Annotated in this window: 17 protein-coding genes and 1 pseudogene; 11 read left to right on the plus strand and 7 right to left on the minus strand. The window is 59.8% G+C overall.

What is annotated here, in order from left to right:
• Positions 1-100: 100 nt before the first annotated feature.
• Positions 101-529, plus strand: a pseudogene (locus AACY19_RS27880) (methyl-accepting chemotaxis protein); the annotation flags it as partial.
• A gap of 82 nt (positions 530-611) precedes the next feature.
• Here the strand turns inward: AACY19_RS27880 and AACY19_RS07690 are convergent.
• From AACY19_RS07690 to AACY19_RS07700, 3 genes are all read right to left on the minus strand, one after another.
• Positions 612-1,004: a hypothetical protein gene (locus AACY19_RS07690; protein ID WP_339449505.1), complete on the minus strand. Its 393-nt coding sequence runs from the start codon at positions 1,002-1,004 to the stop codon at positions 612-614.
• Positions 1,005-1,198: 194 nt separating this feature from the next.
• Positions 1,199-2,623, minus strand: coding sequence for an MFS transporter (locus AACY19_RS07695; protein WP_339449506.1), 1,425 nt, complete (start codon positions 2,621-2,623; stop codon positions 1,199-1,201).
• Between the two features lie 125 nt (positions 2,624-2,748).
• Complete coding sequence (locus AACY19_RS07700) at positions 2,749-3,189, minus strand: PACE efflux transporter (RefSeq protein ID WP_339449507.1); 441 nt, start codon at positions 3,187-3,189, stop codon at positions 2,749-2,751.
• A 119-nt stretch (positions 3,190-3,308) separates the two neighbouring features.
• Between AACY19_RS07700 and AACY19_RS07705 the strand changes: the two genes are divergently transcribed.
• Complete coding sequence (locus AACY19_RS07705; protein ID WP_339449508.1) at positions 3,309-4,181, plus strand: LysR family transcriptional regulator; 873 nt, start codon at positions 3,309-3,311, stop codon at positions 4,179-4,181.
• Between the two features lie 70 nt (positions 4,182-4,251).
• Here AACY19_RS07705 and AACY19_RS07710 read toward each other — a convergent pair whose 3' ends face one another.
• Positions 4,252-5,283 (minus strand): LacI family DNA-binding transcriptional regulator, encoded by a 1,032-nt coding sequence (locus AACY19_RS07710; protein ID WP_339449509.1) that lies wholly within the window; start codon positions 5,281-5,283, stop codon positions 4,252-4,254.
• 216 nt (positions 5,284-5,499) lie between these two features.
• Between AACY19_RS07710 and AACY19_RS07715 the strand changes: the two genes are divergently transcribed.
• Both AACY19_RS07715 and AACY19_RS07720 read left to right on the plus strand, forming a co-directional pair.
• Positions 5,500-6,033: a gluconokinase gene (locus tag AACY19_RS07715; RefSeq protein ID WP_339449510.1), complete on the plus strand. Its 534-nt coding sequence runs from the start codon at positions 5,500-5,502 to the stop codon at positions 6,031-6,033.
• A gap of 82 nt (positions 6,034-6,115) precedes the next feature.
• The gene (locus tag AACY19_RS07720) at positions 6,116-7,468 is read left to right on the plus strand and encodes a GntP family permease (RefSeq protein ID WP_339449511.1); all 1,353 of its coding nucleotides are present in this window, start codon (positions 6,116-6,118) and stop codon (positions 7,466-7,468) included.
• A gap of 100 nt (positions 7,469-7,568) precedes the next feature.
• Here AACY19_RS07720 and alaC read toward each other — a convergent pair whose 3' ends face one another.
• Positions 7,569-8,786, minus strand: coding sequence for an alanine transaminase (alaC, locus tag AACY19_RS07725; RefSeq protein WP_339449512.1), 1,218 nt, complete (start codon positions 8,784-8,786; stop codon positions 7,569-7,571).
• A 138-nt stretch (positions 8,787-8,924) separates the two neighbouring features.
• On the opposite strand from alaC, the gene AACY19_RS07730 reads away from it, so the two are divergent.
• The 3 genes from AACY19_RS07730 (at position 8,925) to AACY19_RS07740 (ending at position 10,962) form a co-directional block, all read left to right on the plus strand.
• On the plus strand, positions 8,925-9,587 hold the full coding sequence (locus AACY19_RS07730; RefSeq protein WP_339449513.1) for a LysE family translocator: 663 nt from the start codon (positions 8,925-8,927) through the stop codon (positions 9,585-9,587).
• 67 nt (positions 9,588-9,654) lie between these two features.
• Positions 9,655-10,149 (plus strand): GyrI-like domain-containing protein, encoded by a 495-nt coding sequence (locus tag AACY19_RS07735; protein ID WP_339449514.1) that lies wholly within the window; start codon positions 9,655-9,657, stop codon positions 10,147-10,149.
• A gap of 324 nt (positions 10,150-10,473) precedes the next feature.
• Positions 10,474-10,962 (plus strand): GNAT family N-acetyltransferase, encoded by a 489-nt coding sequence (locus AACY19_RS07740; protein ID WP_339449515.1) that lies wholly within the window; start codon positions 10,474-10,476, stop codon positions 10,960-10,962.
• A gap of 257 nt (positions 10,963-11,219) precedes the next feature.
• Here AACY19_RS07740 and AACY19_RS07745 read toward each other — a convergent pair whose 3' ends face one another.
• Entirely contained in the window at positions 11,220-11,705 is a 486-nt protein-coding gene (locus tag AACY19_RS07745) for a GNAT family N-acetyltransferase (protein ID WP_339449516.1), read from the minus strand.
• Between the two features lie 140 nt (positions 11,706-11,845).
• On the opposite strand from AACY19_RS07745, the gene AACY19_RS07750 reads away from it, so the two are divergent.
• The 3 genes from AACY19_RS07750 to AACY19_RS07760 are packed head-to-tail and all read left to right on the plus strand — an operon-like array spanning position 11,846 to position 13,878.
• Positions 11,846-12,271, plus strand: a complete 426-nt coding sequence (locus tag AACY19_RS07750; RefSeq protein ID WP_339449517.1) for a YybH family protein — start codon at positions 11,846-11,848, stop codon at positions 12,269-12,271.
• 40 nt (positions 12,272-12,311) lie between these two features.
• Complete coding sequence (locus AACY19_RS07755) at positions 12,312-12,656, plus strand: YciI family protein (RefSeq protein WP_339449518.1); 345 nt, start codon at positions 12,312-12,314, stop codon at positions 12,654-12,656.
• Complete coding sequence (locus AACY19_RS07760; protein WP_339449519.1) at positions 12,649-13,878, plus strand: RNA polymerase sigma factor; 1,230 nt, start codon at positions 12,649-12,651, stop codon at positions 13,876-13,878. Before AACY19_RS07755 ends, AACY19_RS07760 begins: the two co-directional genes overlap by 8 nt.
• A 97-nt stretch (positions 13,879-13,975) precedes the next feature.
• Here AACY19_RS07760 and AACY19_RS07765 read toward each other — a convergent pair whose 3' ends face one another.
• Entirely contained in the window at positions 13,976-14,830 is an 855-nt protein-coding gene (locus AACY19_RS07765; protein WP_339449520.1) for a LysR family transcriptional regulator, read from the minus strand.
• A gap of 89 nt (positions 14,831-14,919) precedes the next feature.
• Here AACY19_RS07765 and AACY19_RS07770 point away from each other — a divergent pair, with 89 nt between their 5' ends.
• Positions 14,920-15,357, plus strand: coding sequence for a multidrug/biocide efflux PACE transporter (locus AACY19_RS07770; protein WP_339449521.1), 438 nt, complete (start codon positions 14,920-14,922; stop codon positions 15,355-15,357).
• Positions 15,358-15,385: the final 28 nt, after the last annotated feature.

Below are 15,385 nucleotides of genomic sequence, written 5' to 3' on the forward strand. Positions count from 1 at the left end.
GCAGAACGCTGCGGAATCGGCCCACAGCACCTCGGTACAAAACGATGCCTGCGCGCAAAAAGGCTCACAGGTCGTGCAGCAGACGGTGCAAATCATTCAAGACATCTCCCGCGACCTCAACGAAGCGGCACTGAGCATCGATGCGGTGAGCAAGCAGTCGGATATCATCGGCACCATCGTTCAGACCATTCGCGGCATCGCCGATCAGACCAACCTGCTGGCGCTCAACGCGGCCATCGAAGCGGCCCGGGCTGGCGAGCACGGGCGTGGGTTTGCGGTGGTGGCGGATGAGGTGCGAAGCCTTGCCGCGCGCACCAGTCAGGCGACGCTGGAGATTGTCGAAGTGGTACGCAAAAACCATGACCTGTCGCTGAGTGCGGTGTCGAGCATGCAGTCGAGCCTGAGTCGCACCGGACTGGGTGTGGAACTGGCGAACGAGGCGGGGGAGGTGATCCTGGAGATTCAGCAGGGATCGCGGCATGTGGTGGATGCAATCGGGCAGTTCAATGCGACGTTGCAGTTGAATTGATGATTTCGCTTCGAATGGTCTGAAAGGGTTTGTCCTGCAAACAAGGACAGTCGTTCTTTGTCTTGGTTGCAGGACATTCACGTCAGGCTTCTTTCACTTCATACACCACGTCGAACTCTCCTTTTATGGCGATCGGCCGGCCTAAGTTGTCCACCATGGCAATATCGAAAGAGCCCTTTTGGTGATCAAGATTTTCACCGATAGTGACCTCGCCCGTTCCACTCAGCGTTTTTCTGATTTGACCTTCATGGTATTCGAATAAGGGAAATTCACCTGCGTTGCCACTGAAGGTCAGGGTCTTCGTTCCCGGTGCAAGATCTTCGCCGTAATAGATTTGAATTCGTCTATCGCCTTGCGTGGCTTCGAAAACATTCCGTGCGAAATAAAGTGTGTCCGCAGAAAAGTCTTCGCCTACCGGGCTTCCATTGAATATGAATCTGGCTTCGCATTGGCCGGTGAAGTTGTCAGTATCCATGATGAACTCCAGTTCCTGTGAGGTGAACACGGATGTGGTCACCCACGTATTGGACAGGGTTGCGTCATCAAAAAACCACTGTCAGCTCTGACAGGTGTAGCGGTTTTTCTGATCAACGGTATCCAGGCGAACGTCGTGCTGGCCGCTCTGCAGGCCGGCAGCGACGGTCGTGTCGCCCGCCAGCCGCGCGGGCATTACCGATGGGCAATATTTTCCAGCGCCAGGTTGCGTGTGCGCGGGCCGAAGTAGCCGATGGTCAGCATCACGATCAGCATGCTGCTGACGATGAACGCCAACACCCCGGGCGTGCCGAAGTTATCCAGGAACAATCCGATCAACAGGCTGCTGAACACTGTCGACAGGCGGCTGAACGAATAGCAGAAACCCACCGCCCGTGCGCGGATGTTGGTCGGGAACAGTTCGCTCTGGTACGAGTGGTAACTGAAACTCAGCCAGGCGTTGCAGAAGGTGATCATCACCCCGCAGACGATCAGCCCAAGCGCACTGGTCTGCAAGGCGAACAAGGCGCCGAACGTCATGGCGCCGAGGGCCGAACCGACGATCTGCCACTTGTTCTCGAAACGGTTGGCGAATTTCACGAACAGCAGCGGCCCGAGGGGGTAGGCGAGGGTGATGATGAACGCGTACATCAGGCTGTGGGTGACGCTGACCCCTTGGCCCGAGAGCAGCGCTGGCAGCCAGTTGCCGAAGCCGAAGAAACCGATTGCCTGGAAAATGTGGAAAACGATCAGCATCAGTGCGCGGCGACGATAGGGCGGTTGCCAGATATCGGCGAAGCGGCCCTTGCCCTCGACGTCAACGGGCACCGCTTCGGGGGTGTCCAGCGGTTGACGGTGATCCTTCTCGCAGCGTGCTTCGATGTCGTCGAGAATGCGATTGGCTTCATCGAACCGGCCGTGTTGCGCGAGCCAGCGCGGCGACTCCGGCAGGCGCTTGCGCAACCACCAGATAAACAGCGCAAACACCGCGCTGGCCAACACCACCCAACGCCAGCCGGACACACCGAACGGCGCTTGCGGCACCAGCCACCACGACATCAATGCCACCGCCGGCACCGACAGGAACTGCACGAAAAACGCGAAAGCAAAGGCCGAACTGCGCATGCGTTTGGGCACCAGTTCGGAGAGGTAAGCGTCGATGGTCACCAGCTCAATACCCAGACCGATGCCGACCAGAAAGCGCATGCCGATGATGCCCGGCGCCGAACTCTGAATGCCCATCAACACCGTCGCCACCGTGTACCAGACCAGTGCGAAAGTGAAGATCGCGCGGCGCCCGAAACGATCCGCCAACGGGCTGAGCAGGCTGGCGCCGAGGAACAGGCCGAGGAAGGTGGCCGAGGCGAACGCCGCTTGATCGGAGAAACCGAACACGCCCTGATTGCCGGTGGCAAAGATCCCGTCGCGGATCAGGCCGGGGCTGATGTAGGCGGTCTGGAACAGATCGTAGAGTTCGAAGAATCCACCAATCGAGAGGAGCGCCACCAGCCGCCAGATCGTCGCAACAGCCGGGAGGCGGTCGATGCGGGCGGATACCTGAGCGGCGCGTATCGGGTCGATGCCATCGCGTTGCGCGGCGGCGGGGGCGTGAGCAGTCATGGGCAGATCCATTTTTTATTGATGGAAAAGCTTAGCTGGCTATCGGAAATCAATGTTTGTGAATATCGGCGGATTGCACGGGAAATCCGCCGATTTCTTGCAACATCTGTTTACGAATTAACGATTTATGCCGCAGTGGGGACATCTGGCAATGCCGAGGCCGGCAAGCCAAAGATCCGGTCAAATGACCAGTTGAAGGCGAATGTGTAGCAGGGGATGAAGATGATCAGTGCCAGGTCCAGCAAAAACGCCTGCACCAGACTGATGTTCATCCACCAGGCGATCAGCGGTATCAGGTACACGATCAAGGTCAACTGGAAACCGATGGCGTGGGCGATGCGGCGTTTAACCGTGCGCGTGCGCGACGGCTGACGGCTTTCCCAGCGCTCGAACAGCGAGGTGTAAATGAAATTCCAGGTCACGGCGATGGTGGTGATGATTACCGCCAACGGTCCTGTGCTGCCCGGCGAGGTGCCCGACAGCAACGCCAGGCCGAGGGCGGAGAAGGTCATGCCGATCACTTCATAGAGCGACACATAAACCAGTTTGCGTTTGACGCCTTGCATGGGGATTTGCCTCTGATTGCAATCGATGGCCAGCGGGGCTGGCAGAGGCGGCGAAAGATAGCTTCAATGACAGTGACAGAAAAAGTCAGTAGCTTTCAGTTTTGGTGATAGGTGGTGGTGTGAATTTCAACAGCGACAGTATTGAATTGTTTCTGGCGGTCATTGAGCGCGGTTCGTTTTCCGCTGCTGCCCGGGCGCTGGGCCGCGTGCCGTCGGCGGTCAGCATGGGCATCGGCAATCTGGAAGCGGAACTCGGTTACCCGCTGTTCGACCGCAGCCATCGTGAACCGCAGCCGACGGCGATGGCGCTGTCGCTGGTGCCGCATGCGCGACTGATTGCCGAGCAGCTCAAGCAACTGCAAGTGCACGCGGTTGAGTTGTCGCTGGGGCTGGAGAGCAAGTTGTCGATTGGCGTGGTTGCGGACATCGACCGTCGGCGTTTGCTCGCCGCGATCAAAGTCATCGCCGAGCGCCATCCGCTGCTCGACATCGAAGTGCTGACCGCCCCGCAGGACGACGTGCTGGCGATGCTGCACAGCGGTCGCGTCAGCGTGTGCCTGGCCTTCGCCGGGTTGAGCATGAACGTACTGGAGCGTTTTCAGTTTGTCGGCAGCGAACGGATGATCGCCACGCTGGCGGCGGACAGTCCTTTGTTGCACGGGCAGGATGTATTTCTTGAAGACCTGGTGCACGTGCGGCAGATCTTCGTTGCCAGTCGCGACTTGCCGATCAGTGAGACGCGACCATTGGTGGCGCAATCATATTGGCGCACGGACAGTCTGGATGCGGCGATGGAGATGGTCGAGGCGGGACTGGGCTGGGGCAATTTCCCGTTGTCGGTGGTGCAGCCGTGGCTGGATAGCGGACGCCTGAAGCGGCTGAATTTCCGCAATATCGAAAACGGCCTGGTGATGCCGGTGCACGCGGTGTGGCTCAAGAGCCAGCCGTTGCAGAAGGGGGCGCTGGCGCTGGTTGACCTGCTCAGCCACTAAATCCACCCATACCCCTTGTGGGACCGTGATTCAACTTTGAATTTTCTGAACACCACAGGGGGTTCAGAGGTCAGGTGCTTTCGCGGATCTTCAGTTCGAAGCCCATGTCTTCCACCGGGCGGGCGACGCTATTACCGGCCATCAACGTCAACATCTGTTCCGCCGCACGCCGGCCAATCGCTTCGCGCGGGGTATTGATGCTGCTCAAGCGCGGCACCATGTGTTCGGACATCGGCAGATCGTTGAAGCCAAGGATCGCCACCTGCTCGGGAATCCTGATGCCATTGCGCAGTGCTTCCAGCAGCGCGCCCTGCGCCAGGTCGTCATTGCCAAAGAAGATCGCATCGACGTCCGGGTGCGCCGCGAGCAATTGCAAGAACAGCTCGCCGCCCAGGCCCACTGATGACGCTCGCGGGGTCAGCACTTCAAGGTCCGGGTCATAGCAACCGGCCTTCTGCAGGGCTTTGCGGAAACCTTCGCCACGCAACAATGTGCGTTGATCAAGCTGCGCGCCGATGTAGGCCAGGCGCTTGCGCCCTCTGGAGAGCAAGTGTTCAGCCGCTGTCTGACCGGCACTCAGCTGCGAAAAACCAACGCAATTCACGCCAGCCGCGCTGTCCAGCTCCATCATATAAACGCAGGGAATGTTGCTCGCCTCGAGCATCCGCCGCGAACTTTCGGTGCGATCAAACCCGGTCAGCAGAAACCCGCGAGGCTGATAAGCCATGTAGTTGCGCAGCAGGTTTTCTTCTTCATCGCGCGAATAGTGGAAGTTGCCGATCAGCACTTCGAAGCCTTTGGGCGTCAGCACCCGATGAATGGCTTCCAGCGTATCGATGAACAGCAAGTTGGATAACGAAGGCACCAACACGACGACAGAATGGCTCTGCGCCGAGGCTAAGGCACGGGCGGCAGGGTTGACCACGTAGTTGAGTTCGAGCGCGGCTTTCTGCACTTTTTCCACCAGCTCGGTGGCCACGGTGCTGACACCGCGCAAGGCGCGGGAGGCGGTAATCGGGCTGACCCCGGCCAGGCGGGCAACTTCATTGAGGGTGGGACGGCCAGTGGTGCGAGTGTTTTTATCGTTTTTAGGGGAGGTCATCGGGCGGCTTGCCAAACAAAAATCAAGGCACTAAGGTAGCGCTGTCCTGATGCAGCTGCAAATGCATAAGCGAGGTCCTGCCTGATCTTCGCTTTTTGGCGTTGGGAACAAACCTGCTGCAACCCAAAAAAACGACAAGAAGGCGTCGGCAACTTCTGCCTGTGCACTAGAGTCATAGCTAGCAAAGGTAGCGCTGTCTGCGCGCTGAGGTGTTATATGAGTCATCCCATCACCGCCCTGGTCATCATGGGCGTTGCCGGTTGCGGCAAGACGTGCGTCAGCGAGGCCCTGTGCCAATTGAGCGGCGCCACTGCCATTGAAGGCGATACTTTCCATCCGGCCGCGAACATCGAAAAGATGAGCGCGGGGATTCCCCTGAACGACGACGACCGTGCCGGCTGGCTCGACAGCCTGTGCGATGAGTTGCGTCGTGTCGATGCGCTGGGCGAACGCCCGGTGCTGACCTGCTCCGCCCTCAAACACAGTTATCGCGAAGTGTTGCGCAGTGCCTTGCCGGGCCTGGGCTTCGTGTTTCTGGAACTGACCCCTGAAGTCGCTGCCGAGCGTGTGTCGCACCGCCCGGGCCACTTCATGCCCGCCACATTGATCGAAAGCCAGTTCGCCACACTTGAATCGCCGGTAGGCGAACCGCTGACCCTGGCGCTGAATGCTTCGATCCACAGCGTTGAAGAACTGGCGTCCCAGGCTCACGTCTGGTGGCAGGCCCACGGTCTGAAACAGGCGGTATGAGTGTGTTGAAAGAGATAGCGCTGTCCTTACGACTTCTGTTTAACCCGCTTTAATAACAACAACAAACCAGGAGACACCCCCAATGTTTGGCATGTCCCACGACGCCTACCTGCTGCTTGATGCAGTGGTCACGGTGATCGGACTCATCATCCTGATCACCAAGTTCAAGATTCACCCGTTCATTGCCCTGACCATCGCCGCCGCGTTCCTCGGCCTGACCTCCGGCATGCCGATCGGCACCATCATCAAGGCGTTCCAGGACGGCTTCGGTGGCGTGCTCGGCTTCGTCGGCATCATCCTCGCGCTGGGCACCATGCTCGGCAAGATGATGGCCGAATCGGGCGGGGCGGATCAGATTGCCCAGACCCTGATTCGTGCGTTCGGCAAGGACAAAGTCCAGTGGGCCATGATGTTCGCCGCGTTCCTGGTGGGCATCCCGCTGTTCTTCGAAATCGGCTTCGTGCTGCTGATTCCGCTGGTGTTCATTGTTGCGCGCCGCACCGGTGTATCGATCATCAAGATCGGCATCCCGCTGCTCGCCGGTCTGTCGGCGGTACACGGTCTGGTGCCACCGCACCCGGGCCCGCTGCTGGCCATCGGCGTGTTCGGCGCTGATATCGGCAAGACCATCCTGTACGGTCTGATCGTTGCGCTGCCGACCGCCATCATTGCCGGTCCGATCTTTGGTACGTTCATCGCCAAGCACATTCCGGGTCACCCGAATCAGGAACTGGTCGATCAACTGGCCCGCGAAAACGATTCCGCCGTTCTGCCGAGTTTCAGCATCACCCTGATCACGGTGCTGCTGCCGGTGTTCCTCATGCTGCTGAAAACCTTTGCTGACGTGGCGCTGCCGGACGGTCACTTCTTCCGCACCTGGATGGACATGATCGGTCACCCGATCTCGGCGTTGCTGCTGGCGTTGCTGCTGTCGCTGTACACCTTCGGCTACAAGCAGGGCATCGGCTCCAACCAAATGCTCAAGTGGCTGGACGCCAGTCTGGCACCAACCGCCGCGATCATCCTGATCATCGGTGCTGGCGGTGGCTTCAAGCAGATGCTGGTGACCAGCGGTGTGGGCGACGTGATCGGCCACATGGCGGTCAGCGCACAGATCTCGCCGATCCTGCTGGCGTGGCTGGTGGCGGCGGTGATTCGTATCGCCACCGGTTCGGCGACCGTTGCGACCATTACCGGCGCGGGCATTGTGGTGCCGGTGGTAGGGATGATCCCGGGCGTCAACCGTGAGCTGCTGGTGCTGGCCACCGGCGCCGGTTCGTTGATTCTGTCGCACGTCAATGACGCAGGTTTCTGGCTGGTGAAGCAGTACTTCAACATGACCGTGGCTGAGACGTTCAAGACCTGGACGGCGATGGAAACCATCCTGTCTGTGGTTGCACTGGGCTTTATCCTGCTGCTGTCGCTGTTCGTTTAAACAGCTGCTTGCAGACACAAAAAAACCGCAGCGATGCGGTTTTTTTGTGGGTGGAGATTTCTGGTTCAACACAAACCCCCTGTGGGAGCGGGGATAGGCGTCAGGGAGTGGTTTTCGGCGTGAGCCCATCGGCCCGGAACATCCCGCGAATCCCGCGCACCGCCTGACGAATCCGGTCCTGATTCTCGATCAGCGCAAAGCGCACGTGATCATCGCCATACTCCCCGAAGCCAACTCCCGGCGAGACGCAGACCTTGGCCTCGGCCAGCAGTTTCTTGGCGAACTCCAGCGAACCCAAATGCGCATACGCCTCAGGGATTTTCGCCCAGACATACATCGATGCCTTCGGATTCTCGACCATCCAGCCCAGCTCATGCAGGCCTTTGACCAGCACGTTGCGACGTTGGCGGTATTGCTCGGCGATGTCGCGCACGCACTGTTGATCGCCTTCCAGCGCGGCAATCGCCGCCACTTGCAGCGGAGTGAAGGTGCCGTAGTCGTGGTAGCTCTTGATCCGTGCCAGGGCGTTGACCAGTTCCGGGTTGCCGACCATGAAACCGATGCGCCAGCCGGCCATGTTGTAGCTCTTGGACAGGGTGAAGAACTCCACCGCGATGTCCTTGGCGCCTGGCACCTGCATGATCGACGGCGCTTTCCAGCCATCGTAGACGATGTCTGCGTAGGCCAGATCGTGAACCACCAGCACGTCGTACTGCTTGGCGAGGGCGATCACGCGCTCAAAGAAATCCAGTTCCACGCACTGCGCGGTCGGGTTGGACGGGAAGCCGAGGATCATCATTTTCGGCTTTGGAATCGAACCGCGAATCGCCCGTTCCAGCTCATCGAAGAAGTCCACGCCTGGCACCAGCGGCACCGAACGCACCTGAGCGCCGGCAATCACCGCGCCGTAGATGTGAATCGGATAGCTCGGGTTCGGCACCAGCACGGTGTCGCCCTGATCCAGGGTCGCCAGCATCAGATGCGCCAGGCCTTCCTTGGAACCGATGGTGACAATGGCTTCGCTTTCCGGGTCGATGTCGACCTCGTAGCGCTGCTTGTACCAGTTGGAAATCGCCCGACGCAGACGCGGAATGCCCTTGGACGTCGAGTAACCGTGGGTGTCTTCGCGTTGGGCAACCTGTACGAGTTTTTCGACAATGTGCGGTGGCGTGGCCCCGTCGGGGTTGCCCATGCTCAGGTCGATGATGTCTTCACCACGACGCCTGGCGGCCATCTTCAGCTCGGCGGTAATGTTGAAAACGTAAGGGGGGAGTCGATCTATGCGCGCAAAGCGGCGCGGCGAACCTTGTTCAGCCATTGTTGCCTCGGATAACGTAAGCGCCCGGAACCGTCCGAGCGACGCCGGTCACTGCGGTGACCTGTTGGCGAAGATAAGGGCTGTGATGGCAGACTGTCCAGCCTGTGCGTAAACAAATTTTCCCAAGGAAATCGGTAGATGGAATTCACCAGCGGCTTCTTGCTGAGCCTTTCGCTGTGCCTGGATATCGGCGTGGCCAACATTGCGATGATCACGCTGGCGATGCAGCGCGGTTACTTTCAGGGCTTCGCTCTGGGACTCGGCACTTGCGTCGGCGACCTGATTTACGCGGTGCTGGCGCTGGCGGGGATGACGGTTTTGCTGCAATACGAAAGCGTGCGCTGGGTGCTGTGGATTGGTGGTTCGGCGCTGCTGATCTACTTTGCGGCAAAGATGATTTACTCGGCGATTCACCACGAAGCGCTGCTGGCCGAGACGGCCGAGGTGGGGCAGAACTCCCATCGCAAGGAATTCTTCCGGGGGATTTTTCTCGCCATGTCGTCGCCGAGCGCGATCCTCTGGTTTGCGGCGGTCGGCGGCACGCTGATTGCTCGTTCCGGTGGCGGTGGCCCGCTGAGTTCCGCGCTGTTCCTCAGTGGTTTTCTCTGCGCCGGGCTGCTGTGGTCGGCGGGTCTGTGCTTTGCCGCAAGCCACGGTGGCAAGTTGCTCGGCGACAAGCTGTTGCGCTACTCCTACCTGGCATCAGCGGCGATCTTCTGTTATTTCGCGGTCTACGTGATCGTATCCGGCTACAACGAGTTTGTCGGCTCGGGTGCCGTCGAGCAGTTGCATTCGCTGTGAGCGTGCGAATTGTTTCGGGCTTTCTATACTCCCAGCCGAACCCCTTTTTTGTGCCAGGAGTCGAGTCATGGATGAGCAAAAACGCGTCGAAGTGGCTGAACCTCGCTTCGAACATGGACACTTCCTGCTGATTGCAGGATTTGGCGATCGATTTACCCAGGACACCGCCAAGGACATCCCGGCGCTGTGGGAAAAATTCCTGCCGCATCTGGGGCGGATTCCCGGACAGAAGGGCGAGGTGACCTACGGGGTCTGCTGCAATTTCGATGGCAAGGGCGGCTTCGATTACATCGCCGGGGTGGAAATCAGCAAGCTCGATGAACTGCCCCAGGACGTCTATCGCTGGGTTGAAGTCCTGCCTCGCCAGTACGCGGTGTTCGAACACACTGGCCCGCTCGATCAGTTGCCGCAAACTCTGCAATACATCTACAAGACCTGGCTGCCGACCTCCCATTATGTGGAGCTCAATGCCCCGGAACTGGAACGCTACAGCGCCGATTTCAATCCGCGCCTGCACACCGGCAAACTGGAAATCTGCGTCCCGGTCGACACCAAGGCCTGAGCCGACAATGCTGAGGCGGATCACTGATCCGCCTCATGCTTTTCAACCTTGTTTACCCTTGCCGACACGTCGCGCCCGCAACAGGTCGATGCCCAAAGTGATAAAACCGAACGTACTGATGCCCAACACCATCAACAGGCCGATTTCCACGCTGCTCATAAGCGGTTTCCTCCAAGGGTGACAAGAGACACACCGCAGAAATAGCCCGCCACCGACACGAAGAAAAGCGCTTATACGCAGGCTCTACGCGCCCCGTGCGGATCGATATGAACACCTTATTCCTTTATGCTTCCAGCCCTTTCCCCTGCTGATTTCCGAGCTGCCATGAACACCGTCATCCGTAACGTCACCGCCGCCGACCTGGACCGCTGCTACGCCATCGAAACCGTTGCCTACGAAGGCGACGAAGCCGCCACCCGCGAGAAGATTGCCAAGCGCATCGCCGCATGGCCGGAAGGTTTTATCGTCGCCGAAGTGGATGGCGTGGTCGCCGGTTTCGTCAATTCCGGTGCGGCGTTCGATGTGCAGATGTCGGACGAAGACTTCAAGGAACTGATCGGCCACGACCCGCAAGGGCCGAACGTGGTGATCATGTCGGTGGTGGTGCACCCGGATTATCAGGGCCAGGGACTGGCGAAGCGTTTGATGGCCGAGTTCATCGAGCGCATGCACGGGATGGATAAAGCGACGATTCACCTGATGTGCAAAGAGCAGCACATTGCGCTGTACGCCGGGTTTGGCTTTGCCTACATCAAGCCTTCGGAGTCCGACCATGGCGGCATGGCGTGGCACGAGATGATCCTGACCCTCTGAACAACACCGCAAAACCCCTGTGGGAGCGGGCTTGCTCGCGAAGGCGGTGTGTCATTTGGCATTGACGTGTCTGACACGACGCTTTCGCGAGCAAGCCCGCTCCCACAATGGATCGTGTGGTGTCAGTAGAGGGGCGGCGGTAACCCGTTTGGGCGGTCATTCAGGCGCGTGTGAAACGCGCGGGCAGATGGTTTTGCCATCACCTGATAACCCTCGTTGAGAAAACCTGGGTCGATCATCGTGCATTCCTCGATGGCTCAGAAAACCAGGCCCATGCGCCGCTCGTAACCGATCCGGCCCTTGTACGCCTCACCGCTGTCGACATAGCCGTGTTTGGCATACAGCGCGATGGCCGCGTCGTTATCCGCGTCCACCGACAATTCCAGCCCCTTGATTTCCGGCCACGCCTGACGCGCCACCTCGGGCAGCGCTTGCAGACACGCCTTGCCGTAACCCTTGCCCTGTGCCCGATGATCGACCTGCAGCGCATGCAATGTCGCGCTGTGCTCATCGGCCCAGGCGGGTAACACGGGCGGGCGCTTGAGCAGCAAGAAAGCCACCGGCACTTCATCCGCCAACAGCGCAAAGCCCTTCACGCCGGGGCCGGGTTTCGACAGCAGGGTGTGCAAGGCACCGTGGATATCGCCGGAAAACCTGATCTGCTCGGCATGGATTTCAATGGCCTCGACTTGCTGACGCTGCAGGGTATTCAGATCGTCGTAAGGCACGAGTTTGGCTGACACGGGAATTTCCTTTTTCCTACAAGGTAAGTCGCCGATTCTAGCGATTTTGTCCTTCGGGAAATTTTTTTGTTTCATCTGTCGATCTGCCCGTTTGCTGAACGACCAAGGGTGTCTTCACAACAAAAAACACGGAGAACACCATGAGCGCACAAAGTGAAATTCAGACACTGATCAACACCTACCGCGAAGCCGTCATGACCAAGGACGTGGAAAAAGTCATGGCGCTGTACGCCGATGACATCGTCTCTTTCGACGCGATCAAGGCTTTGCAATTCAAGGGCAAAGCCGCCTACCGCGCGCACTGGGTCGACTGCATGGAAATGTGCCCCGGCCCGCACATCTTCGAGTTCCACGAAATCGCCATCGAAACCGCCGACAACATCGCCTTCGCCCACTGGGTCGCCAATTGCGGCGGCACCAATGAGAAAGGCGAAACCCAGAGCTGCTGGATGCGCGTCACCGCCTGCTATCGGCAGGTCGGCGGGGGGTGGAAGATTGCCCACGAACACTGGTCGGCCCCGTTCGACCCGATGAGTGGCGCGACCCTGTTCGATGTGCAGCCCTGATCTTCAGCCATAGTTGATCCGTCCGAGTCAGGAGAACGCCATGAAATATCTATGCTTGGTCTACAGCGATGAGCGCGTGCTGCATTCATCGCCCGACAGCCCGGAAGACGTCGAGTGCTGGGCCTACGCGGAGTCGATTCAGGGCAGTGGGCGGATGATTGCCGCTGAAGCGCTGGAGTCAGTGCAGACCGCCACCACGGTACGCATGCGCAATGGAAAACTGTCGATCACGGACGGTCCGTTCGCTGAAACCAAGGAGCAACTGGCCGGCTTCTACCTGATCGATGCCAAGGATCTCAACGAAGCGATCCAGGTCGCCGGCCATATTCCGGCGGCGCGGGTAGGCAGCGTCGAAGTGCGCCCGGTGCGGCAGTTGAATGTCTGAGGTCCAGGCGCGGGTCGAGCAGGTCTATCGCGAAGACTCGCGGCGGATTCTGGCGACGCTGATTCGCCTGCTCGGTGATTTCGACCTCGCCGAAGAGGCCTTGCACGAGGCGTTCTTCGTGGCGGTCGAACGCTGGCAGCGCGACGGCGTGCCGGACAATCCGCGCGCCTGGCTGGTGTCGACCGGGCGCTTCAAGGCGATTGATGTATTACGCCGACGTGCGCGGTTCAAGGCTTCACAGCCGTTGCTGCAAGCGCAACTGGAAGAGCTCGAACAGGCTGACTGGGTCGAGGAAGCCGTGGAAGACGATCGCCTGCGGCTGATCTTCACCTGTTGTCACCCCGCGCTGGCGGCGGATGCACAAGTGCCGCTGACCTTGCGTGAGGTCTGCGACCTGACCACCGAGGAAATCGCCCGTGCCTTTCTTTCGGCACCGGCGGCGATTGCCCAGCGCATCGTCCGGGCGAAAGCCAAGATCCGTGACGCCAGAATCCCCTATCAAGTACCGAGTCTGAGCGAACTGCCCGAGCGCCTCGACAGCGTGTTGCGGGTGATTTACCTGGTATTCAACGAAGGTTACTCAGCGTCGGTCGGCGCAGAAGTGACCCGTGAGGATCTGACGCGCGAGGCGATCCGGCTCGGGCGCTTGCTCATGGAATTATTGCCCGAGCCCGAGGTGATGGGCCTCTTGGCACTGATGCTCTTGCATGAATCACGGCGCCCGGCGCGCACGTCGCCGACGGGTGAATTGGTGCTGCTGGATGATCAGGATCGCTCGCGCTGGGACGCCGGGTTGATTGCCGAAGGCTGTGTGCTGGTCGAGCGCGCGCTGACCACGCGGCGGTTCGGGCCGTATGGTTTGCAGGCCGCGATTGCTGCGGTGCATGCCGAGGCGCCGTCAGCGGCAGAGACCGATTGGCAGCAGATCGTCGGGCTGTATGACGTGCTGTTGCGCGCGGTGCCTTCACCCGTGATCGAGCTGAACCGGGCGGTGGCGGTGGCCAAACGCGATGGGGCGTTGGCTGGCTTGACGCTGATCGAAGGGATTCTCGGGCGGGGCGAGTTGCAGGATTACCACTTGGCGCATTCGGCGCGGGCGCAGTTTTGTCGGCAGTTGGGCAGGGTGGAAGAGGCGCGGACGGCCTATTTGCGGGCGCTGGAGTTGACGCGGCAGGAGCCGGAGCGGCGGTTTATCGAGGGGCGGCTGAGCGAGTTGGGTTGATGGGCTGGCAGTGCGAACCCCTTCGCGAACAAGCCCGCTCCCACCGGGGAAAGCGTTCCAGATGTGGGAGCGGGCTTGCTCGCGAAGGCCAGCGCCGCTATTCCAGCATTTTGCTGAGCAACCAACTCCCCGCCGGCCCCGGCGGATACAGCCGCGACCACAAGGCATCGACAAACACCGGTTTTGGCCAGCCGCGCACGTTCAGCTCAACCAGCAGATCATTGCCATAGCGCTGCGCGAGCCAGCGCGGCAGCGGTGCCCAGCCAAAGCCTTTCTCGGCCATTTCCATCAGCATCAGATAACTCGGCGCCGACCACATCCGGCCTTTGCCACGGCTGTCATAGGGATTGACGATGGTCGCCAGGCGCAACTCGCGATGCTGCTCCAGCACATGCTGGTCAACGTGATCGAGTTTCGCCAACGGATGTGCGCGACTGACGAACAAGGCGATGTCCGTGCGCTCGGCCACGGTCGACGTCACCAGATCCGGTGGGTAGCTGTCCTGCATTTCCGCGAAGGCCAGATGCGCGCGCCCGCGCTGTACCAGCTCGATCAGGTCATCGCATTCGGCAATCAGGCATTCCAGCTGCAGATCCGGATAGCGCCGCTCGAAGTCCACCAGCGCCGCTTCGAAACGGTACGACTGATAGGTGTCGGATATCGCCACAGTCAGCTTCGGTTCAACGCCCTGAGACAGTTGTCGCGCGGTCATTTCCAGACGACTGCTCGCCGCCAGAATCGCCTCGGCCCGCTGCAACATGACATGCCCGGCCGGGGTCAGTGTCGGTTTGCGGCTGCTGCGGTCGAACAGTTGCAGATCCAGATCGATCTCAAGGCTGGCCACCGCCGCACTGATGGTCGACTGACTGCGTCCGAGCTTGCGCGCTGCGGCCGAAAACGAGCCTTGGGTCGCCGCCTGCACAAATGCCAACAACACTTCCTGCGAGATCATCAACTATCGCCTTGATCGATGGTTACTGATTATGAAGTATCGGTTTGAGAGTGGATCATGGCAACCATCTTCACTCAAGGAGTCAGACCATGACTGCCCGCAAATCCATCACTGAACGTATCGTCCAGGCCGTCGGTTTCGAACTGCTGGCCATTCTGATCTGCACGCCGTTGCTGGCGTGGATCATGCAAAAACCGATGCTTGAAATGGGCGCGGTGACGGTGTTGATCGCCTTGCTGGCGCTGGTGTGGAACGTTGTGTTCAACCGCTTTTTCGACCGCCTGCTCGAGCGCCTGAATGTTGCCCACAGCGCTTGGGTGCGCGTGGGGCATGCCTTGCTGTTCGAGGGTGGCTTGATCGTGATGGGGGTGCCGCTCATTGCCTGGTGGCTGTCGGTCAGCCTCTGGCAGGCGTTCTTGCTCGACATCGGGGTGTTGCTGTTCTTTCTGCCCTACACCTACGTCTACCACTGGAGCTACGACGTGCTGCGTGAGCGCTTCGTGACCCGCAACCTCTGCCAGAACTGACCACATCGCGCTGCAGGAACTGCCGAGG

The organism is Pseudomonas sp. EA_5y_Pfl2_R50 (genome assembly GCF_963970475.1).
In the GTDB taxonomy this organism is placed as follows: domain Bacteria; phylum Pseudomonadota; class Gammaproteobacteria; order Pseudomonadales; family Pseudomonadaceae; genus Aquipseudomonas.